23 protein-coding genes, 1 pseudogene and 1 riboswitch are annotated in these 21,678 nt (G+C 43.8%); of the genes and pseudogenes, 2 read left to right on the top strand and 22 right to left on the bottom strand.

Annotated elements, in window-relative coordinates; genetic code table 11:
* Positions 1-85: 85 nt before the first annotated feature.
* Positions 86-300: riboswitch (cobalamin riboswitch) on the bottom strand.
* A gap of 254 nt (positions 301-554) precedes the next feature.
* The 16 genes from FNL97_RS06145 to FNL97_RS06065 form a co-directional block, all read right to left on the bottom strand.
* Complete coding sequence (locus tag FNL97_RS06145; RefSeq protein WP_015864343.1) at positions 555-1,169, bottom strand: PH domain-containing protein; 615 nt, start codon at positions 1,167-1,169, stop codon at positions 555-557.
* Positions 1,170-1,551: 382 nt separating this feature from the next.
* Complete coding sequence (locus FNL97_RS06135) at positions 1,552-2,469, bottom strand: DUF7916 family protein (protein ID WP_062677602.1); 918 nt, start codon at positions 2,467-2,469, stop codon at positions 1,552-1,554.
* A gap of 94 nt (positions 2,470-2,563) precedes the next feature.
* Positions 2,564-3,925, bottom strand: a complete 1,362-nt coding sequence (nagE, locus tag FNL97_RS06130; RefSeq protein ID WP_062677603.1) for an N-acetylglucosamine-specific PTS transporter subunit IIBC — start codon at positions 3,923-3,925, stop codon at positions 2,564-2,566.
* Between the two features lie 17 nt (positions 3,926-3,942).
* The gene (locus FNL97_RS06125; RefSeq protein ID WP_062677604.1) at positions 3,943-4,671 is read right to left on the bottom strand and encodes a GntR family transcriptional regulator; all 729 of its coding nucleotides are present in this window, start codon (positions 4,669-4,671) and stop codon (positions 3,943-3,945) included.
* Positions 4,668-5,423 carry a glucosamine-6-phosphate deaminase gene (gene nagB / locus FNL97_RS06120; RefSeq protein ID WP_143415219.1) on the bottom strand — a complete coding sequence of 252 codons (756 nt, stop codon included), beginning with the start codon at positions 5,421-5,423 and terminating at the stop codon, positions 4,668-4,670. Before nagB ends, FNL97_RS06125 begins: the two co-directional genes overlap by 4 nt.
* A gap of 17 nt (positions 5,424-5,440) precedes the next feature.
* Entirely contained in the window at positions 5,441-6,613 is a 1,173-nt protein-coding gene (gene nagA / locus FNL97_RS06115) for an N-acetylglucosamine-6-phosphate deacetylase (protein WP_143415218.1), read from the bottom strand.
* A 175-nt stretch (positions 6,614-6,788) separates the two neighbouring features.
* A complete protein-coding gene (locus FNL97_RS06110) occupies positions 6,789-8,582 on the bottom strand; it encodes an ATP-binding protein (RefSeq protein ID WP_015864348.1) in 1,794 nt (597 codons plus the stop codon).
* Positions 8,582-9,304, bottom strand: a complete 723-nt coding sequence (locus FNL97_RS06105) for a response regulator transcription factor (protein ID WP_015864349.1) — start codon at positions 9,302-9,304, stop codon at positions 8,582-8,584. The genes FNL97_RS06110 and FNL97_RS06105 overlap by 1 nt, the downstream gene beginning before the upstream one ends.
* A gap of 108 nt (positions 9,305-9,412) precedes the next feature.
* Positions 9,413-10,600 (bottom strand): c-type cytochrome biogenesis protein CcsB, encoded by a 1,188-nt coding sequence (gene ccsB, locus FNL97_RS06100; RefSeq protein ID WP_143415217.1) that lies wholly within the window; start codon positions 10,598-10,600, stop codon positions 9,413-9,415.
* Positions 10,584-12,245 (bottom strand): cytochrome c biogenesis protein ResB, encoded by a 1,662-nt coding sequence (gene resB / locus FNL97_RS06095; protein WP_143415216.1) that lies wholly within the window; start codon positions 12,243-12,245, stop codon positions 10,584-10,586. Before resB ends, ccsB begins: the two co-directional genes overlap by 17 nt.
* 12 nt (positions 12,246-12,257) lie before the next feature.
* The gene (gene resA / locus FNL97_RS06090; RefSeq protein ID WP_015864352.1) at positions 12,258-12,782 is read right to left on the bottom strand and encodes a thiol-disulfide oxidoreductase ResA; all 525 of its coding nucleotides are present in this window, start codon (positions 12,780-12,782) and stop codon (positions 12,258-12,260) included.
* 102 nt (positions 12,783-12,884) lie between these two features.
* Positions 12,885-13,616, bottom strand: a complete 732-nt coding sequence (rluB, locus tag FNL97_RS06085; protein WP_062677609.1) for a 23S rRNA pseudouridine(2605) synthase RluB — start codon at positions 13,614-13,616, stop codon at positions 12,885-12,887.
* 152 nt (positions 13,617-13,768) lie between these two features.
* Entirely contained in the window at positions 13,769-14,302 is a 534-nt protein-coding gene (locus tag FNL97_RS06080) for a spore maturation protein (protein WP_015864354.1), read from the bottom strand.
* Positions 14,302-14,898 carry a nucleoside recognition domain-containing protein gene (locus FNL97_RS06075; RefSeq protein ID WP_143415215.1) on the bottom strand — a complete coding sequence of 199 codons (597 nt, stop codon included), beginning with the start codon at positions 14,896-14,898 and terminating at the stop codon, positions 14,302-14,304. The genes FNL97_RS06080 and FNL97_RS06075 overlap by 1 nt, the downstream gene beginning before the upstream one ends.
* Positions 14,891-16,036, bottom strand: coding sequence for a D-alanyl-D-alanine carboxypeptidase family protein (locus tag FNL97_RS06070; protein ID WP_062677615.1), 1,146 nt, complete (start codon positions 16,034-16,036; stop codon positions 14,891-14,893). Before FNL97_RS06070 ends, FNL97_RS06075 begins: the two co-directional genes overlap by 8 nt.
* Before the next feature lie 201 nt (positions 16,037-16,237).
* Complete coding sequence (locus FNL97_RS06065) at positions 16,238-17,284, bottom strand: superoxide dismutase (RefSeq protein WP_062677629.1); 1,047 nt, start codon at positions 17,282-17,284, stop codon at positions 16,238-16,240.
* Between the two features lie 122 nt (positions 17,285-17,406).
* Between FNL97_RS06065 and FNL97_RS06060 the strand changes: the two are divergent.
* Positions 17,407-17,661: pseudogene (locus FNL97_RS06060) on the top strand (DUF2935 domain-containing protein); the annotation flags it as partial.
* Between the two features lie 42 nt (positions 17,662-17,703).
* On the opposite strand, the gene FNL97_RS06055 reads toward FNL97_RS06060, so the two are convergent.
* From FNL97_RS06055 to FNL97_RS06040, 4 genes are all read right to left on the bottom strand, one after another.
* Positions 17,704-18,195 (bottom strand): YpuI family protein, encoded by a 492-nt coding sequence (locus tag FNL97_RS06055; RefSeq protein ID WP_015864358.1) that lies wholly within the window; start codon positions 18,193-18,195, stop codon positions 17,704-17,706.
* Between the two features lie 24 nt (positions 18,196-18,219).
* The gene (locus tag FNL97_RS06050; RefSeq protein WP_015864359.1) at positions 18,220-18,639 is read right to left on the bottom strand and encodes a hypothetical protein; all 420 of its coding nucleotides are present in this window, start codon (positions 18,637-18,639) and stop codon (positions 18,220-18,222) included.
* A 63-nt stretch (positions 18,640-18,702) separates the two neighbouring features.
* The gene (scpB, locus tag FNL97_RS06045; RefSeq protein WP_015864360.1) at positions 18,703-19,293 is read right to left on the bottom strand and encodes an SMC-Scp complex subunit ScpB; all 591 of its coding nucleotides are present in this window, start codon (positions 19,291-19,293) and stop codon (positions 18,703-18,705) included.
* Positions 19,280-20,050, bottom strand: a complete 771-nt coding sequence (locus FNL97_RS06040; RefSeq protein ID WP_041269704.1) for a segregation/condensation protein A — start codon at positions 20,048-20,050, stop codon at positions 19,280-19,282. The genes scpB and FNL97_RS06040 overlap by 14 nt, the downstream gene beginning before the upstream one ends.
* A gap of 126 nt (positions 20,051-20,176) precedes the next feature.
* Here FNL97_RS06040 and FNL97_RS06035 point away from each other — a divergent pair, with 126 nt between their 5' ends.
* Entirely contained in the window at positions 20,177-20,692 is a 516-nt protein-coding gene (locus FNL97_RS06035) for a DUF309 domain-containing protein (protein WP_143415213.1), read from the top strand.
* 15 nt (positions 20,693-20,707) lie between these two features.
* On the opposite strand, the gene FNL97_RS06030 is transcribed toward FNL97_RS06035, so the two are convergent.
* The gene (locus FNL97_RS06030) at positions 20,708-21,055 is read right to left on the bottom strand and encodes a GNAT family N-acetyltransferase (RefSeq protein ID WP_143415212.1); all 348 of its coding nucleotides are present in this window, start codon (positions 21,053-21,055) and stop codon (positions 20,708-20,710) included.
* 123 nt (positions 21,056-21,178) lie between these two features.
* A complete protein-coding gene (gene ribH, locus FNL97_RS06025; protein ID WP_143415211.1) occupies positions 21,179-21,643 on the bottom strand; it encodes a 6,7-dimethyl-8-ribityllumazine synthase in 465 nt (154 codons plus the stop codon).
* Positions 21,644-21,678 lie beyond the last annotated feature (35 nt).

Raw genomic sequence — 21,678 nt, 5'->3', positions numbered from 1 at the left:
AACTCGGAATGAGCGAGAAACGGCAATATGTATACACGAAGGCAGCCACCGTTGCCGTTTCCTCATCTCACCCCCCGAAGATAGGAAACTATAAGCGAACAAGGCAGGTCTACTGACTCATGCTTCATCCTACTCTGAACCTTCCCATACGGCAAACGGCGCTTGCCATTCCACCGTACAGTGGCGATTTCATTTCGTCAGCATTTACAGTTGCGGGGACAGTTCTGGACTTTCACCAGATTCCCTATTAAGCCTACTAGAGCGCACCAGCTCGTTCGGCACCTTGCCGCTAGTGTATAAAATTGTCGAACAATTGACAGTTATTATATTAAAGCAATTCATGGTGTTTGACAATAAAAAAATCATTTTGCTTTTTTTAAGAAACGATTTTAACGCATGTATCCGAGCGCCAATGCGTTTTCACTAATAAAACCTCGCCATTTTCATTCGCTACATAAGCAGCAACAGCAATGATATGTTTCGGCTCGTTCATGCTTCCACCTTCATTATTTTTTATAAATTTTAAAAAACGCGAATCTCACTAGATTCGCGTTTTAATTGTTAATATAGCGCTCAAACACAAAGCCGAAGTCTTTCACCGTATATTTTGTTTTCGCGTCAACGAGCCATTGAAACGCAAGTTCATTCACCGCTTTGAAATCGGCAACGAAATTATTTGTGTCACTTTTCACTTGCCCGAATACGTTTGCCGTCAATTCCAAACTTTTATGCGCGTACTCGAGCTTCGTTTTGTTTTCATGGCAAAGCTCAGAGATGGCGAGCAGCGATTTATATAAATCTTTTAGTTCTTCTAAATGCTTTTTATGGACGTCAATCGAATAGGCATGGGCGCCGATTTTAAACTTAATCTCCACATCTAAATCGACCGTGCCTGCCGTTTCGAGCGACACGTCGGAAATCGTATGTTTGTAATAATCATAGCGGCGCAATACGCGTTTTTTGCTTGTTGCGCTCGTGCCATCCAAATGAATAAGCGCTTTATTGGTAAAGCAATACTCATCCGACTTCGATTTAATTAAGAAATAAATCTTTTCCCCATCTTCATGCATCACGTAATCATCGGCATCGACTTTATCATAGTTTTCCGGCTTAATGACCGAGCCGATATCGCTTAATCCAAGCACATCGGCGGCGACTTTTCCAAACATAGTATAGCTCCTCTCCTTATTTAAAAAATGGTAATTACTTTTATTGTATCATGAGTAAACGGAATATACCTAAAATTTTTCTATTTTTTGAAGAATAGTGAAACTTCTCATGCTATAATAAACGCATCACTAGTTGGAAAGGATAGATGCCTTATGTTTCGCATTCGTCCAACTTGTTCTGTTTGCAACAAAACAATTGAAAAAAATGAACCGATTTATGTTCATATGAGATATCCGGCATACAGAGGAATAGTAGAAATCAAGGCATTCCTCCAACAGGAAGGCAAAATCATTTGCGAAGATTGCTTCCAACAAAAAATGAAGAAGGAATAATCATCCTTCTTCGTAACAGCTCTATCATGACACAATCAATATATGTTCACTATCTCAATGGCGATCTTGCCATACGAATATACGTATGGCGTTTGCCACGAATGGCAATCGAATACGTCATAATGTTTTCCGGAATGGCGATGCCATGATAACCGGCGTCTCCGATATGATACAGGTCGGCTCCTGCCATTTTGCTTGCGAGCGCGATTTGGCGGATCGTATGTTCATCCGCTCCTTCCTGGCTTGTGCCGATCGTAAGCATAACGAGCGCGCCATGTTCGTGGGCAACCTGAACTAGCTTTTCCGTTTTTTCTAAGGTCACACCTGGTACAGTTCCTGGCGCCGGCATAAGAACTACATCAGCTCCGGCACGAATAAAACGCATAACGATTTCTTCGGATACAATGCTAGCTCCCGTTTCGCCGGCCACTCCAGCTGCGTGCATTTTCCCGGCGATAATGAGACCGTCTTCTCTAAAAACGGCACGTGCGGTTTCGATCGCGCGGATAATTTCATTATTTGTCACACCTGTTTTCGGATTTCCGGTTAGGCAGATAAAATCGAAACCTAGACGTTTTGCTTCTTGCAGTGATTCTTCTGTTGCCATCCTTCCTTTTGGAAGAGAAGCAAGACTCTCTAACTGCCTCGCGTTCGGGTCAACAGGCTCTAAATTGACGCCAATTGGACGCCCCGTTAACTGCTTCAGACGCTTCACCATTTGATGTGGCTCCTTCGTATCCAACCCGTTTACCAGCGGCCGGAATACATCAAACATGTTCAATAGAATTAAATCCGCGCCAAACGCCGCGGCCAATTCCGCATTCGTCACCGCCGGATAAAGCGGGGCAACAGAGCTGATTACTTCTGCGACGATCGTTCTTCCTTCCGCTGCCCGAATCGATTGTTTCAGCTCTTTTCCGTTCATACGGCAAAAATCCGAGGCGCTGCAGTCTAGCAACCGCTTCATTGGCAAATCCCCCCTTGATCTATCACATCTCTATGAAAATAGACATTCCAGCTCTTTTCCACTAACGAAAAGAGCTGGAACGCTTTCCTCCTGGTTATAGCTTTTTCAGTTCGTTAGCGACAAACTCGACATCCGTGCCGACAACGACCTGCACATCCGTTTGATTGAGGCGGATGACCCCTTTTGCGCCTAAACGTTTCAGTTCGTCCTCATTGATTTTCGACATGTCTTTTACTTTTAAGCGCAGGCGGGTCACACAGTTGTCGATCTGGGTGAGGTTATCTTTACCGCCCAGCGCTTCCATATACTGTACCGCAACGCCTTTGTAGCCGCCCGATGACGCTGCGCCGCTTGCCGTGAATTCGCCTTCGATTTCTTCACGGCCAGGCGTTTTTAAATCTAATTTGACAATCAAGAAATAGAACACAACGAAATAAATGACGGCATAGATAATTCCTTGCACGATTAATAGATACGGTTTTTGCGCAATTCCATAGTTTAAGAAAAAGTCAATCGCGCCGGCCGAGAAAGTAAACCCGTGATGAATGTCGAGCATCGTCGCAATCGCCATCGAAAGCCCCGTTAATACGGCGTGAACGACATAAAGCAATGGCGATAAAAACATAAACAAAAACTCAATCGGTTCGGTAATTCCCGTTAAAAAGGCAGTCAGCGCCACGCTAATGAGCGCACCGGATACTTCTTTGCGCCGCTCTTTTTTCGCTGCGGCAATCATGGCGAGCGCTGCGGCTGGAAGACCAAACATCATAATCGGGAAAAATCCCGCCATGAAAATTCCGGCATCCGGGTCACCCGCGAAGAACCGCCATAAGTCCCCTGTTTTTCCATTGTACTCGCCAAACACAAACCATACGAAGCTATTTAAGACGTGATGCAAGCCAACCGGAATGAGCAACCGGTTCAAAAAGCCGAAAACGCCTACCCCAATCGCGCCGGCGCCGACAATCCATTTGCCGACCGCGTTAATGCCGTCCTGAATCGGCGGCCATACATATCCGAAAACAAGTGCCAATATAAGCATGACAAACGAGGTCACAATTGGAACAAACCGCTTGCCCCCAAAAAATCCTAGCCAATCTGGTAATTTAATATTATGGTAGCGGTTATACAACAGACCGGCAATCACACCGGAAATGATTCCACCTAACACGGACATATTGATATCTTTGTCAATAGCAGCGGCCCCCTTTGTTAACACAAAGTAGCCGATCGCCCCGGCCAGCGCCGCTGCGCCGTTTCCATCTTTGGCAAAGCCAACGGCAACCCCGATCGCGAAAATGAGCGGCAGGTTCGCAAAAACAGCATCCCCTGTTGCGGCGATAAACGGAATATCCAATAAATCCGGCTGTCCTAAACGGAGCAATAACCCCGCTGCCGGCAGGACGGCAACCGGCAGCATAAACGCTTTTCCAAGCCGCTGTAAAAATCCTAACATAAAAATTCCCCCTCTTTTTATTTTGAACGTTCCATCTCAATCGTCAATTTGTAGCGGTCGCCACGGTAAACCGATTTGACGACTTCTAGAGGCCGTCCGTTATTTAAATAACTTCTGCGCTGCATGAGCAATACAGGCGCACCTTCCTTTATTTGCAACAGCTCCGCCTCCATCTTGCGGGCGACGGAAGCTTCAATTATTTGCACGCCCGATTGAATGGCCAACCCTAATTCTTTTTCAATAAAATCATAAACGGAACCGCTTACAATTTCGCGGGTTAAACGAGGAACAAGCATACATGGAATATATAATGTTTCGAGTGCCATCGGCAGCCCGTCGGCAAGACGAACGCGGCGAATTTCGTAAAGATCCGCTCCTTCGCGAACGTCGAGCAGCTGAGCTAACGACGTGCCGGCAGGAACAATATTGAAATCCAATACGTTTGTTCCAGGCTCCATGCCGCGAGCGCGCATATCTTCCGAAAAACTTGTAAGTCCTTTCAGCGGCTGCTCGATTTTTGTCGCGGCAACAAATGTCCCTTTGCCGCGTTTTCTTACTAAATATCCATCATTCACTAAGTTATTGATCGCCTGTCGAACAGTCATTCGGCTAATATCGTATGTTTCTGCCAGTTCCCGCTCGGACGGAATCATTTCTCCCGGCTTGAGCTGCCCTTTTTCGATCATTTCTTTAATTCCTTGCTCTAATTGATAGTAGATAGGAAGCGGTGAGTTTTTGCTAATCATTTTGCATACACCTTTCGTTTTTCATCTGGTACAAGCGACAATGCATCTTGATCAGCAATTACCGTGACGTTCGGATGAGTATGAAGCACCGATGCCGGCACATCGGTAGTCACGGTTTCTTCGAACAGCTTCGCCATAATTGGCGCTTTCGCCGTTCCTGACGCTAATAACAATATATGACGGCTTTTCATAATCGTTGCGATTCCCATTGTAATCGCTTGGCGCGGTACATCATCTAAAGATGGAAAAAAGCGGGCATTCGCTTGCCGTGTTGACGGCGCCAGCTCGACTACATGCGTCGGTGCCGAAAACGATGTCCCCGGCTCATTAAAACCGATATGTCCATTTCTTCCAATTCCTAACAGCTGTAAATCAATTCCTCCCAAACTTTCAATTAGCTGTTCATAGCGTTGACATTCCGCCTCCACATCATCGCTTGCTCCATTTGGAATATATGTTTGCGAAAGCGGGATATCGATATGGGAAAATAAATGTTGATTCATATAGTAACGATAGCTGTTCGGGTGATCGGGTGACAAACCAATATATTCATCTAAATTGACCGTACGAACGTTTCGATAAGATGTTCCATTTTGGCGATGATCCTCGACTAATTGTTTATATGTGCCAAGCATTGTCGATCCCGTAGCAAGACCAAGAACGGAATCAGGTTTTTCCTTTACCTGGGCAATAATGATGTCAGCCGCCTTTTGGCTCATCTCTTCGTAGTTGGCTGCTTCAATTAATTTCATCGTCCGATCCCCCTTTTTTATTTTGAATAGGCAAGTTTACCACGGCATATCGTCATCACAACATGATGCTGTTCGTCTAATACGACAAGATCAGCGTCTTTCCCGGCGCGGATGCTTCCTTTTTTGTCTGAAACGCCTAACTGCTTTGCCGGATTCCAGCTAGCCATGCGGATAATATCTTCCAGCGTACAGCCTGTAAAAGACATGATGTTTTTCACCGCATCGCCTAATTTTAAGATGCTTCCAGCCAACGTGCCATCTCGTAATGTTGCTTTTTCTCCTTGAACAATGACGTCTTGGCCACCAAGTTCATATATACCGGCGCCGAGACATTTCGCGCGCATCGCATCCGTAATTAATATGAGACCATCACAGCCTTTCATTTTGTACGCAAAGCGGACCATTTCCGGCGCAACATGAATTCCATCGACAATTAGTTCACATACAACTTCATCGTGCATAAGAACCGCTCCGGCAACTCCCGGCTCGCGATGATGAATACCGCGCATGCCGTTGAATAAATGAGTGGCATGGGTCACTCCTGATTGAATGGCGGCGGTTACTTGTTCGTAAACCGCATCGGAATGACCAATCGAGGCGACGACACCAGTTTCTTTTAAGTATGCCGCAAGCGCCAATCCATTCTTTTCTTCCGGCGCCAGCGTGACAAGACGAATATGTCCATTCGCGATGTTCTGCCATTTTTGAAATAGTTCGATATTTGGTTCAATAATATTTTTTGGATGCTGCGCTCCCGAGCGTTTTGGAGAAATAAATGGACCTTCTAAATGAATGCCAAGCACCTCTGCTTCTCCAGGTGGATTGCTTCTATATATATATTGCGCAACGTTTTGCAAAGCACGTTCAATATCCGCAATCGGTGCGGTCATCGTCGTCGCTAAAAAACTTGTTGTTCCTTCCTTTGGCAATGTTTTTGCCATTGTGCGCAACGATTCGTCTGTCGCATCCATTACATCGGCTCCAGACGCGCCGTGGATATGGACATCAATAAATCCTGGTACAATGGAGAAACTTGGGTCGAGCTCCACCACCTCCGCTTCACTAGAAGCTGGGCATGAGGACATCGGCCCTACTTCAATCACTTTGTCTCCCTCTGTCAGCACATATCCTTGCTCGATTTTTCCTGTTTCCGCATATATAACCGCATTTTTAAGCAACCATCGTTTCACTGATTATTGCACCTTCTTTCTATATAATTATATTAACATCATATCATCTAGTTGTCTATACCACTATATATTTTGTATCGTTCGAAATAAACGCATCATTACTCATTAGCTTCCCTATTCTTTTTCGCTCTGCCATCAAAAAAAACAGCCCCCGCTGCTTAGACAAGGGGGCATATTATGTTTCATGAGGACCGTTTGGCAAATAAAACGTAAACGTCGTTCCTTCATGAAGCTTGCTATGAACGGAAATCGTCCCTTTATGGGCCTCAACGATATTTTTCGCAATGGCAAGGCCCAATCCCGTTCCCGAGCGGCCGCGCGTACGCGCCTTATCCGCTTTGTAGAAGCGTTCAAACACAAACGGCAAATCTTCTTCTGGGATGCCGGAGCCGGAATCTTGGACATGAATCGTGACGCCGTCTCCGCTTCGCTCAACAATGATCTTGACCATTCCGTTTTTATCCGTATGACGAATCGCATTATCAATTAAATTCGTCAAAACTTGCTCGATCCGGTCTGGATCCATCGTAATTTGGATATCCTCATTTTTAAACTCCGCCGACAAATCAATTTGTTTTTCTTTTGCTAGCCCTTGGAATTTGCGAATAATCCGCTCAATATACGGAACGAGCTGAACGGTTTCGTAATCTAATGTAATATGCCCCGCTTCCATGCGCGCCAAATCAAGCAAGTCATTGACAAGACGGCCTATGCGCAACGATTCATCGTAAATCACTTTTGCCATTTCTTTCTTTTCTTCATCCGTTGCCGCAATATCATCAATAATCGCTTCGCTATACCCTTGAAGCATCGCAATCGGCGTGCGCAGCTCATGGGAAACGTTGGCGACAAAATCTTTGCGAAGTTTATCCAAGCGACGTTCTTCCGTCATATCGCGCAGCACCGCTACCGCACCGCGTACAGTCGTTTTGCTGTAAAGCGGCGTCATCAAAATCACCCATGTCCGTCCTTGTAGCGACAATTCAATCGATTGCTCTTTCTCCTCGCGGACAACACGAATAAATAACTCTTTTACTTGCGGCGGCAGCGGAGCCATCGTTTCCGCACCGTTTCCTTGCTCAAAATACCATGCTTGCAAAAACCGCTCCGCAGGCGGATTCGTAATTAATATTTCGCCATCGCGATTAAATGTAATAACTCCATCGGCCATACTGCTTAAAATGCTTGCTAACTGCTCTTTTTCCTGATTTAGGGCATTAATATTAAACTGCAGCCGTCTGCCCATCTGATTAAACGCCATCGCCAAGCCGCCAATTTCATCATCCGTTAAAATTGGCACCTTTGTATCAAACTTGCCTCGCGCCACTTCAAACGCTGCTTGCCGCATTTTCCGCAATGGAGCGGTAATACGGGTCGATAAGAAAAAGGCAAAAAATGTTGTTAACACAATGGCGATAAATGCCGCAAGAAAAATTAACTTTTTCGTTTGCCTTGTTGTATCTTCAATTGCCTGCAATGATTGGTAAATAAATACTCCGCCCCGATTTCCATTTGCCATTTCAAGCGGCACGCCAACAATAATCACATCACTGCTATATCGACTTCTGCCGGTTTGTACGTTTGGCAAATAGGTTTTCTTTTTTACGTTTTTTCCTTCTGTCAATACTTTTCGCAAATCTTTATCTTGCTTAATGAATGATAACGGCAGATCCCGCAATTCATCGTTTGTAGGAGAATACCAGTAATGCGATGAATCAACAAAAATAACAGCTTTAGACATATTACCGACAAGCGTCCATGCAATGGAACGGGCCAGTTTTTCGTCTTCGTAATCATGCATTACTTCCGATATTTTTGTTGCTAGCTGAGTTAATTCTTTTTCCGCTTCTTGCACATAATAATTTTCAAAAAATTTCAACAAGAGAATCGTAAGAACAAATAACACACACGAAACGAGCAATAATATAGTAACCCATAATTTCCCGACTACGCTGCGAAAAAGCCACATTAGTCATTCACTACCTCAAATTTATAGCCAACCCCCCAAACGGTTACGATCATCTTTGCCGCCGTTGGGGAGACTTTATTCAACTTTTCACGCAAACGTTTAATATGGGTATCTACCGTGCGCAAATCGCCAAAAAATTCGTAGTGCCATACTTCTTTCAATAGCTGTTCACGGTCAAATACTTTATCTGGAGATCTTGCCAAAAATAGAAGCAACTCGTATTCCTTCGGCGTTAAATTCACTTCCTGACCGTCAACCGTTACGCGATGGGCATCGTTATCAATTGTTAAATGCGGAAAAACGAGCACATCTTTTGCGGTCGTGTCAGCAAGAACATACGCAGTATTCGCCGCACGCCGCAACAGCGCTTTTACGCGCAATACGACCTCGCGCGGGCTAAATGGCTTAACAATATAATCGTCTGTCCCTACTTCAAACCCTTGAACACGGTTTGATTCTTCCCCTTTTGCTGTCAGCATAATAATCGGGGTTGCTTTCTTTTCGCGAATTCCTTTACATACCTCAATACCGTCCCTCCCTGGCAGCATGAGGTCAAGCAAAATGACATCATAGTCGTTTTCGAGCGCTTTTTCGAGCGCGTCATCGCCGTTATCAGCCTCATCAATGATATAGTTTTCGCGCTCTAAATACATTTTTAGTAAGCGCCGAATGCGTTCTTCATCATCTACTACTAAAATTTTGACTTGTTGATCTTTATCCATAGAACATCCTCCCTTGTTCACTATTGTACAAAAATTCATGACAATTATCTACTTCATTGTAAAATAAGGATGCCAAGCCTCGGGCATCCTTTTATTCCAGTCATGTTGTCATGTTCCGGCGTATGAATGCAGCCCGGCAATCACTAAGTTAACTGCGACTAAATTAAACATAATGATCGCAAAACCAATGACCGCAAGCCATGCCGATTTTTCACCGTGCCATCCTTTTGACAAACGAAGGTGCAAAAACGCGGCGTAAAATAACCATGTAATGAGCGCCCATACTTCTTTCGGGTCCCAGCCCCAAAATCGAGTCCACGCAATTTGCGCCCAGATCATCGCAAAAATGAGCGCTCCAAGTGTAAATACCGGAAACCCGATGGCGACAGCGCGATAACTGATTTCATCCGTTAAATCTAAGTTTACGTTTTTGACAAGCGGCTGCAAGGCAGCGGCGATCCGCTTCCGCAGCACGAGACGGAGCAATGCATATAAAATCGCGCCCCCGATTAGCGACCAAATCACCGTATTTAATTTTTTCGCATTGATAATTGCCGGCATATAAACAAGCGGCTCAAAACGATCGGCGCTTTCTTTCACTAGCTTTCCTTCATGCGGCCCGACTAATGCAGGCATATGATAAACGACTTCCGCCTGTTGCTTGTTTTTATCGATCCATGTAAATTTTGCTTCATAGTCCGCAAGGCTGAATGCTGTTGATACAAGCACAAAGCCGAGCGTCGTAATTAAGCAGAACATGACGACTTCCAGCCAAAATGTTCGCTTGCTTGGCTTGGACTGGTCCACGACACGGATTAAATAAATGAGACCGGCAACAAAGCTAACAGCCAAAATTGCTTCTCCCGCCGCGGCAGTGGTCACATGGATATGTAGCCAGTCGCTTTGCAATGCAGGAATCAGCGGCGTAATTTCGCGCGGAAACATGCTGGCGTAAGCGATCACCAATAAGGCGACTGGCAGTGCGAATAAGCCGAGAATGCTTATTTTATAAATAAAATAAATAATGATAAAGGCGGCGACAAGCATCATTCCAAAAAAGGTAGTAAACTCAAACAAATTGCTGACCGGGGCATGTCCCGCTGCAATCCACCGTGTAATAAAGTAGCCTAATTGAGACAGAAAACCGATAATCGTCGTGATAATTCCAAGTTGTGACCAGCGATTTTTTCCCGTTCGTTCCTTTCTATTATCGCGAATCGCGCCGCCGAAAAAAAACGTTCCAATTAAGTAAAGAATAAAAGCAATATATAGTAACGTGCTACTGAGCTGCGCCATGCATTTGCCCTCCTTGTCCCGCTTTTGTCTCCTCATCCGCCTGATCGACCGGCATCGCTAATCCGGTTCCGTCAAGGATGCGGCGAATTTCATTTTTTAAACCAAACCAGTTTTTATTCGTATGCGCAGCAAGCCATACTTCGCCATTGACGCGCTGCAGCCAGATGCGGCGATGGTTCCAATACATTCCTTGGATGAGGCCAATCATAAAGATCGCTCCGCCAACGCCTAAAATCCAAAGCGTAAAGTCGCGGCGCACAGTAAGTCCTGATACGTTTCTCGTCTCTAATCCAGCAAACTTCATTTTATACTTGTTATCCCCAAACGGTTCAATCGTTTGCTGAATGGCCACAAAGCTTACTTCCCCTTTCGGCTTATCAGGGGTAAACATTTTAAACACGAACGCCGGATTGTTTGGAATTTTTGATTTTGTAGCCGGATTCCCTTCCTCATCAAAATAAAAATCAGGGAAATAGCTTAATAGTTCTACCCGATAACCGTTGCCAAGATCGTAGGAAGATTTCGGATTGTGCAAATCAATAACGACATTGCCAAACGATTTTCCCGACGTTTTATCCATTAATTGAAACGCCATTTTATACGGCTCGTTTTGTTTAAAATCGACTTGATATAGCGCGTAATGATCATATTTCAACGGTTCGTTGACACGTATCTTATACTCTTTTATTTTTTGCAGCTTCGGTTCTTCACCGGCGACAATAGGACCGACACGTTTGTAGAGTACAACGTTCGTTTGGTAATTTTTTGCTACCGTGCCGTTGCCGACGCGATCAATCGCCGCATTAAACACTTCATTTTCTTTTCCTTTTTCATATGTCTCATAAATAAACTTTTCGCTCTTTAAAAAATATTTTCCTTGTGTACCGGGAATCTCTTTTGTTTCTCCTTCGCGAATCCACAGTACCTCATCGACATACATTCCCGGAACAAAGCGAAGCATCGCTCCAATTAAGAAAATAATTAATCCGATATGATTGACATAAGGGCCCCAGCGGGAAAAACGGCCTTTTTCCGCTAAAATATTGCCGTTTTCTTCACGAATATGGTAGTGGCGCTGCGCCAATTTTTCTTTCACGCGTTTTAGCACATCATCGGCATCATCGACTTTCGAAACACTAAATAACCGCTGCTTCCGCAAAAAGTTCGGATGTCTTGTGACGCCTTGTTTTTTCAACGCGCGATAAAGAGGAATCACACGGTCTAAACTGCAAATGACGAGCGATACACCGATTGACGCAATTAAAAGCATATACCACCATGACTTATACAAGTTATTAAATCCGAGCTTATAATATAATTTTCCTGCCCATCCGTATTGATCGGCATAATATTCAGCAGGGCTAACATTCGGCGGAATATACATTTCCTGTGGAAAAATCGTTCCGATCGCTGAGGCGATGAGTGTAATAACAATAAGCGCCACTCCGACCTTCACGGAAGAGAAAAACGCCCAAATTTTATCGATAATGGTCTTATTATATGTTTGGGAACGGCGCGCGCTCCCTTCATAGCGCATGTCCAAAAGTCGCTTCTCTGTATTTTCCTCAAGCGGTTTTCCGCATGATTCACAAAAAAAAGTCCCATGTGGATTAACATGACCGCATTCGCATTTTACATGTTCCATTGGCAAAACTCCTTACGGTTTAATGCTTTCCATGTACTGCTTTACCATTTCTTCCGTCATTGTTCCTGTGATGATTTTTTTGACTTTGCCGTTTTTGTCGATTAAAAAGGTTGCTGGCAATCGATCGACATCATATGCGTTCATGACTTGATCTTCACGGTCAATCATAATTGGAAACGTCAAACCAAATCGATCGGCGAATTTTTGCACGCTCAACTTCGGCTCGCCAACGTTGACCGCCAATACTTCGACCCCTTGCTTTTTATATACGCCATACTGGCTGTTGATGTACGGCATTTCCTTTTCGCACGGCTTACACCACGTTCCCCAAAAGTTTAAGAACACCCCTTTGCCGCGATAATCCGAAAGACGGTGTTCTTTTCCGCTTAAATCGGTCAAGACAAAATCCGGCGCCGTCGAACCAACTTTTACCCTTTCTTTTTCTGTAAAAAAGTTGGAATAAATCGTATATCCTACCGCCGCCAATAATAACAACAAAACAATCGTTCGCATGATAAGGCGTTGTTGTTTTTTCATATTCCTAACCCCTCGAAATCATAATATTCCATTTTCCATTATAACAGTGTTATTTATAGTGAAAATTCATATTATATGAAATTTATGTGACAATGTAAACGGTTATTTTCCACCGCCTGACAACGCAAGCGCGCGCAGCTGCTTTACTTCATGCGGTGTAAGTTTACGATATTCACCAGGGTTTAACCCTTTTAAATCGAGAAAAGCGTATCGCTCTCGCTTTAGTTTCATCACTTTGCATCCAATTGCTTCAAACATTCGGCGCACTTGGCGATTCCGTCCCTCATGGATGCGAATTTCAATAATGGCTGTTTGTTTTTGTTTATTGTGAGAAAGCAGTTTTACTTTTGCCGGCGCCGTCATGCCATCTTCGAGCATAATTCCTTTTTCAAGCTGTTTTAATTGCTCCCGTGTCGGAATCCCTTTCACTTTTGCGATATATACTTTCTCGATTTCGTAACGAGGATGCATTAATAAATTGGCAAAATCCCCATCGTTCGTAAGCAAAAGAATTCCGGACGTATCATAATCGAGACGGCCAATCGGGTAAATGCGTTTATCAACATCTTTAAAAAAATCGGTTACGACTTTCCGACCTTTATCGTCTTTTACGCTTGAAATGACCCCGCGCGGTTTATAAAAAAGATAATATACTGGCTCCTCTCTTTCTACCGGTATCCCATCTACTTCCACTTTATCCTGAGGACCTACTTTCACGCCAAGCTCGGTAACGACTTTCCCGTTTACCTTTACTTTTCCTTGCAATATGAGTTGTTCTGCTTTTCGTCTTGATGCGATGCCTGCATGAGCAATAACTTTTTGCAATCGTTCCATCACTGTTTCACCTCTTTCATCATCTTACTCTTTCGATCCAAAAGATACAAGCACGCTCTCTCACTATTTTTATCATACTCGCCCTTTTTCGACAAATACAAAAGTTATATCGATAGAAAACGACAAAAAAAAGCTGCCTAATCATAGGCGAGCTATCTTCCAAAGACAAACAGCACAATAAAAAAGGAAACGATAAAGCTGAGAATATCTGCTAAAATTCCTACTTTGAGCGCATCTCCCATCTTTTTAATGCCAACGGCGCCAAAATAAACGGTTAAAACATACAACGTTGTTTCCGTGCTTCCTTGTATGGTGGATGCAAGCCTGCCAATAAACGAATCGGGACCATATGTAGCAATTAAATCGGTTGTCATCCCAAGCGCAGCGGTGCCGGAAATGGTGCGAATCATCGCCAGCGGCACCACTTCAGCCGGAAGACCGATCGCATCAGCAAGCGGTTTAATCCCGTTCATCATATAATCAAGCGCGCCAGACGCGCGGAAAATGGCAATCGAAACAAGCATGCCGACTAAATACGGAATAAGCGAAAAGGCAATCTGTATCCCTTCTTTTCCGCCTTCGACAAACGCTTCATAAGTCGGCACTTTTTTTACGGTTCCGTATAAAAGAATAAACGCAATGGTTACTGGAATAAGCCAAGTAGAAAGGAGTTGGATGAACGCCATTACCGCTTCCCGCCTTTCCGCATGCGTTTCCAATAATAATAACGGTCGATGAAAACCGCGCCAACCGTCGAAATGGTTGAAGCGACGAGCGTAGTCCCAATAATTTCTCCAGGCGATGCCGAATCATATGTCATGCGAATCGAAATGACCGTCGCTGGAATAAGGGTGATACTTGATGTGTTAATTGCTAAAAACGTTACCATCGAACGACTTGCTTCGTCTTTATGGCCATTGAGCTTTTTCAATTCTTCCATCGCCTTAATCCCCATTGGAGTGGCGGCGTTGCCAAGCCCGAACATATTGGCAATCATGTTGGAGACGATATAGCCAAGCGCTGGATGGTTTGCTGGCACTTCCGGAAACAAACGGCGGACAAGCGGTTTGAAAAAAGCAGCAAGCTTCTCAAGAAGGCCGGCTTCCTCGGCAATTTTCATTAATCCAAGCCAAAACACTAATATGCTGATCATGCCGATGCTGATTGTGACCGCTTCTTTCGCGCTTTTAAAAATCGCTTCATTCACTTCATTCATCGTACCGTTTATCATCGCAAAAACAATTCCAATAATGGCCATCGCTACCCAAATAAGATTAACCATCGCTTCCCACACCTAAAAAATGAAATGCGTTCCAAATGGAATGGTTCGTTTCCTTGCTTACGCTCTTTTTATACAAAAGCGGAACTTCATCCACCGCTTGATCCCCTAAATACAGCACCGCTTTCCCAACGACGGTCGGAATGCCCCTTTCGTCTTTCTTCCAATCTTTTTTCGGACGAAGAAGATAAATTTTTACGTGCAGTTCTTTGATTTCTTCTTCCGTCACAGGATATCGCAAATCACGGCTTGCTTGTATGTTTTTTCTGTAAAAGGAATCACGGATTTTTTTCACCATTCGTTTTCGGTTTACTTTTGCAATCATATAATGGCCAAAGCCATATTCATACATGGCAATATGGTCATTCCAATCATCCGGTGCATCCAATGTTACCGCAATTAAATCCATTCCGCCTTTGGAAGCGGTAGTCACAAGCGTTCGCTTTGCCCGTTTTGTATAGCCGGTTTTTCCTCCGGTGCAATACTCATACAAACTAGTGAGCAGCTTATTTTTATTCCTCCATACCCGATCCCAATCTTCTCCGGGAGAAGCAGGAGCCCGGTATACTTCTGTTCCGGAGATTTTGCGAAACTCCTTATTTTTCATCGCATACTGCATAAGAAGCGCCATGTCATAGGCAGTGGAATAGTGATTTTCCGAATCGTCTAATCCGTGTGGATTGGCAAAATGGGTATTGCGCATGCCGATTTCCGCTGCTTTTTGGTTCATTAAAAAAACAAAGCCTTCCACGCTGCCACCCACATGTTCGGCAATCGCCACCGCCGCGTCATTTCCGGAACGCAGCATCGTCCCATAGACAAGATCGCGAAGCTTTATTTTTTCTCCTTCCTTTAAATAAATCGACGACCCTTCTGTATGAACAGCGCGGGCGCTTACCGTTACCGTGTCATCCATTTTGCCTGATTCGATCGCTAAAATCACCGTCATAATTTTGGTAATGCTTGCAATGCGCCGCTTCGTATGCGCGTCTTTTTCAAATAATATGCGTCCGGAATTCTGCTCCATCAAAATGGCGCTTTGCGCACTGACTCCGTTCATTGCCTTTGCCCGATCCGGAATACATGAAAAAAGCATCATCACCGCCGCGATGAACAGTGCAATTTGTTTCCGTATCTTCATGTAATCCCCATCCCTTTTGCTGTTTTGTACAAGTGTATGCGCCAAAAAATATAGATATGATTGTAAAATGTACAAGTTCATCAGCACAAACGTCATTTGCAAGTGTACAAATCCGCCTTGTTAACGAACGAAAAACATGATAGCTTTCGCTTGTTGATGACGCTAACGCAAGAAAGACGAAGGATGCCCCTTCGCCTTTCATTAAAACGGTTTCCAGCGCAATTTTCTTGCCTGCTCGAACCGTTCTTCCACATCACGCCAATGAACAACATTCCACCAGCTGTTAATATATGCTGCACGGTCGTTTTTATATTGTAAATAATAGGCATGCTCCCAAACGTCCAACACCAGAAGCGGAATCGTATCCCATTGCGTCATGAATTGATGCTTTTCCGTCTGTAAAATTTCTAAGCGGTGCGACCGCGGCGACCAAACGAGCAGCGCCCAGCCGACTCCTTCGACGCTTTTTGCCGCCTCGGTAAAATGACGCTTAAATCTTTCAAAACTTCCAAAATCTCGTTTTATTTGTTCTAGCAACTCACCGCGCGGTTGGCCGCCGCCTTTTGGATGCATATTATTCCAAAAAATCGTATGCAAATAATGTCCAGAACCGTGGAACGCCGCTTCCCGCTCCCAATGCTTCAACAGTTCATAGTCATTTGTTTCGCGCGCTTTTTTCATCATTTTTTCCGCTTTATTTAAGCCGTCCACATAGCTTTGATGGTGCTTTGTATGATGCAGCCGCATAATTTCTCTGGAAATATGCGGCTCAAGCGCATCGTAGCTGTATGGAAGCGGCGGAAGGACGTGTCTTCCTGCTGCCACATATGTTTGTTGTCTTTCTTCTGCCTCGCTTTCTTCTTCCTGTTCGCTGGCCGTTTGTTGTCTTTCTTCTGTGCCGCTTTCCTCCTGTCTGACGACCGTTTGCTGTCTTTCTTCTATCCCGTTTTCCTCCTGTCCGATGGACGTTTGTTGTCTTTCTTCTATTTCTCTTTCCTCCTGTCTGATGGCCGACTGTTCATTTTGCTGAAACACCAGCGCTTTTTCATATACTTCGTCCACCATGCGCTGAAGTTCATAAATGGCGTCCTCTGTCCATGCATCGCCATGATGTTCGATGTAGGAAAGCAATGAATCAACGCGGCAATCGCCGCCGTCCTCCCCCCGCTGAAGCAAAATTTGCTCGACTTGTTTTCCCCATTCTTTTACTTCCGCCACATATTGTTGAATTCGTTCTTGTTCATTCATCTTGAAAAACCTCCCTTAATTTTTATCACCATATCGTATGCCCACTACCTAAAACTCGTTCTTGTCCGCATTCACCCATTTTCCTACATATAAATCGAGATGAGGAACAAGTGAAAAACACATTGGAACAATATTTACGAACAAACGTATACGATTTCCCTGCTTTACATCGCTTTCACCGGGGCATTCAATTAGAAATGGTTATTTTTCAATGTTTTTTGCGCGAATTGGAAGAAATGGAGCTAAATAAAGAAGTGCTTGGCGTCCTGACGCCGCTTATGGCGAACCATATGGCACGAGAAGAATGTTATTATTTGCAAAAGACGTATGAAGTAAAACCGCCTGCCTGCGACCCGACAAAACCAAGGACAGAATGATGAACATCAAAAAAGCTGCCCCAGATGTGGGACAGCTTGCGTTCAATTGGATTGTATCATTTTCGTCCGATAATCCGTTTCATAAAATTCCAGCTCTTCACGAATTGTCTGAAACTCGCTTTCAAGCGATAACAACAAAGCTTTCAACGAAGGCGGAGGGGTTTGACGAAACTTAATCGAGTTGCGTCCCGTATAAGCGGAACGGCTATCTTCATACCACGCATCGCTTTTTGGCGTAAAATATTCGGCAATACATAGATGATAGACACGATACAACGTTTTTTCCGCCGCCGCTTTACGAAATGGTTCATCATTTAATATGATACGGCACGCCTCAAGCCCCTCCTCGCAATATACAACGAGGCGGCGTAAATTCGAAAGCAATAATTCATAATAGGCTTTGTCGCCTCCTTCTTGTTCCGCCAATAGTTTGGTCAATGTTGTTTCATTTAAATAATTGGAAATCGTCTGAACGGTTTTTTGCAAAAAGGCTTCTACTTGTTTCGTTTGATTCAAAGCCATTGAGTTCCCCATATTCACAAGACCCCCATATCGGTTTTAAGATGGCTGGCGAATAAAAAGAAGCGGTGATGTTAAATGATATTCGCCATTTGTCTGCAATGATGCAAATATGTCTGGAAGCTTCGTAAATTCCATATGCGCAAAATAGCGGCGAAATTCTTCTTCCTCATTAATATATACTCGCTTACGGTGCCGGAAAGCCGGATTTTGCAATAAACATACGAAAGCAACGATATCGCGGAAATAGACGTCACGCCCTAAAACAGTAAAAATCGGATTTTGTTCATACGGCGTAAACGATGAAATAAATTCCTCAAAATAGCGCAAATATAGAACGTGAAGCGTTTTTTCAACCCCATCTTCGCGAAACGTTACTTCCGAGCGGCTGAAATAATCTTCAAACGTATTCGGCTTCGATTTTTCCAGCTCATATCCTTGCAAGCGGCAAATCCACATACAACAAGCCCCCTTATCATGCCAAAAAAACGAAAATATAAAGTTATTCCTATCTTATCATACTCATGTTGATTCGTTAAAATTTTCTTCAAATTTTTCGAAAAACAAATCAGCTTCTTTCTCCACCTCATCATCTCCCTGTAATTCCGGAAGCGGAGGCAGTTCCTCCAACGTTTTCAAACCGAAGTAGTCAAGAAACTCCTTCGTCGTGCCATATAAAATCGGGCGCCCCGTTCCTTCCGCACGCCCGACTTCCTTTATAAGCGCTTTGGCAATTAGCGTTTGTATCGGTTTATCGCTTTTCACCCCTCGAATTTCTTCAATTTCCGCTCTTGTAATCGGTTGGCGGTAAGCGATAATCGCCAATGTTTCTAACGCCGCTTGCGACAACGAAGTCGAACTTGGCGATTCAACAAGCTTTTTTAAATATGGGGCATGTTCTTTTTTTGTCGCCAGTTGAAATACTCCTGCTAATTCAATAAGCTGAATGCCGCGCTTTTGCTGTTCATACTCCTCTTTCAGCATATGAATGATCGCCTGTGCTTGTTCTTCTTCAATTTCTAAGACGGCGGCAATTTGCTGAAGCGACAATCCCTCATCACCTGCAGCAAATAGCAGTCCTTCGACAATCGCTTTATATTCATTCATCTCCATGTTGTTCCATCCTTTCGTTGCTAGAGATGAAAATATCGGCAAAATTTCGCTCTTGCTCAATAATAATCGCATTTTTTTTCATTAATTCTAAAATCGCTAAAAATGTCACCACAATGTGTCCACGGTCATAATATGGAAATAAATCATAAAAATTTTTTCTCGTTTTTGTACGCCTCAGCTCCTCCAAAATTTCCTCCATCCTCTTTTCGATCGAAATGTCTTGACGGGTAACTTTCGTGTGAAGCGGTTTTTGCAATTTTTTGCGGCGCAATAGTTTTGACAGCGCGCCAAGCATATCGTAAACATTTACATCGAGCGGCCGCTTCATCATTTCTTTTTCGTCTGCATACATACTTAAATCGCTCGGCGGCTTTGTAAATAAAAGCGCTCGCTCTTCTTCCTTCTTTTTCAATGCTTGCGCCGCTTCTTTAAATTTTTTGTATTCTAACAACCGCTGCATTAATTCTTCACGCGGATCGCTTTCAGGCAGTTCCACACCTTCATCCAATATTTCTTCTTCATGTTTTGGCAGCAACATTTTGCTTTTAATCGCCAAAAGCGTTGCCGCCATCACCAAATATTCACTTGCGATATCCAGCTGCAATTCTTGCATCGCATGAATATATGCCATATATTGCTCGGTAATTTGCGCAACAGGAATATCATAAATATCGATTTCATAACGATTAATTAAATGCAACAAAAGATCGAGCGGACCTTCAAACGCATCAATTTTCACATTATATTGCACGTTCATCCCACCATTTTCATTACGCTATCGTTAAGTATAGACGATCATCTAACATTGTCCAAGCAAATTTTTCACGTCTAATATGATACAATTGATACAATACGGATACAACAATAGAAAGGTTGTGAAACGATGTATCCTGACGCTTATATCCGCTATTTAATTCATTTTCATACAGACCGTGATTATTTTGAATGTCATGAAATATTAGAAGAGCATTGGAAAAAAGACGGCTACAAAAAAGTATGGGTCGTGCTTATTCAAATTGCCGTAGCGCTGTACCATCATCGCCGCGGCAACGGTCAGGGGGCGCTGCGTATGATGCGAAAAGCGCTATCACTTTTACAAAAAGAACAAAAAGCGGTTCGCGAGTTAGGGTTAGATGAACAGCGGCTTGCCAAACAGCTGGAACGTTATATCGAACGTATAGCACAAAACGAGGCTTATAAAAGCATCGAGCTGCCTGTTTGCGATGAAACATTGCGGAAAATGTGTCAAGCGATATGCGATGAGCGCGGGCTTTCTTGGGGAAAAGCAAGTGACATGAACGATGTATTTTTAATTCATAAACATAAATTGCGCGACCGCTCAGATGTGATCGCGGCACGAGAACAAAAGAAAAAGAGCAAAGAGCTGCCGAACCAATGAACGGCAGCTCTTTCGTTAAAACTCACATTTATCCAAAAAAGACGCGGTAAATTCATTTGCCTGCAACCGATGGTTAGGATACATCTCCTTTAACGCTTTCACCATTTGTTTGCCAATACCTTGATGACGGTGTGAAGGATTTACACTAATATGTTGAATTTCAACAGTGTCCTCATCGAGCAATAGCACTCCGATAATGCCAATAATATCCTCGTTCTCTTTCCATAAAAACAGTTGCCAATCATCGTTTGTTTCGTACTGTTTGATCGTTTGCTGCAGTTTTTTTAAGTCTTTTTCTGTCGGCATGAACGACAGAAGACCCATAGCTATTTTCTCATAGTTTTTTCGATAACGAATCAGCATAAAAACTCCCTCATTACCGACAAAGACTTTTCTAAAATAGAAAAGTGCTTTCGTCATTTTCTCATTACGTATTATAAACGTTCTTAATTATATTGTGAACTCTTTCATGCATTTTTACACAAATCAAGCAAGCGAGCGGAGAAGATTTGCCATCTCAATGGCGCTTACCGCTGCTTCCCATCCTTTATTTCCTGCCTTTGTTCCGGCGCGTTCAATCGCCTGATCAATCGTATCTGTCGTTAATACTCCAAATATAACCGGTGTTCCCGTTGATAAAGCTGCGTGGGAAACCCCTTTTGCTACTTCATTGCATACGTAATCGTAATGGCTTGTCGCCCCGCGAATGACCGCGCCAAGCGCAATGACGGCATCATATTGCCTCGATTCGGCTAATTTTTTCGCTATAAGCGGAATTTCAAACGCTCCTGGCACCCATGCTACTGTCACATCGTTTTCATTGACCCCGTGCCGTTTGAGGCCATCCATGGCGCCAGATAATAACTTGCTCGTAATAAATTCATTAAAACGGGAAATGACAATGGCAATTTTTAATCCTGTACCGACTAAATTTCCTTCCATTACTTTCATCGCAAATCCTCCTATCTTTTCCGCCCACCGTATTC

This window comes from Geobacillus sp. E263 (assembly GCF_007197795.1).
GTDB classification, from domain to species: Bacteria; Bacillota; Bacilli; order Bacillales; family Anoxybacillaceae; genus Parageobacillus_B; species Parageobacillus_B toebii.
This window is presented reverse-complemented; position numbering and strand designations above follow the sequence as displayed.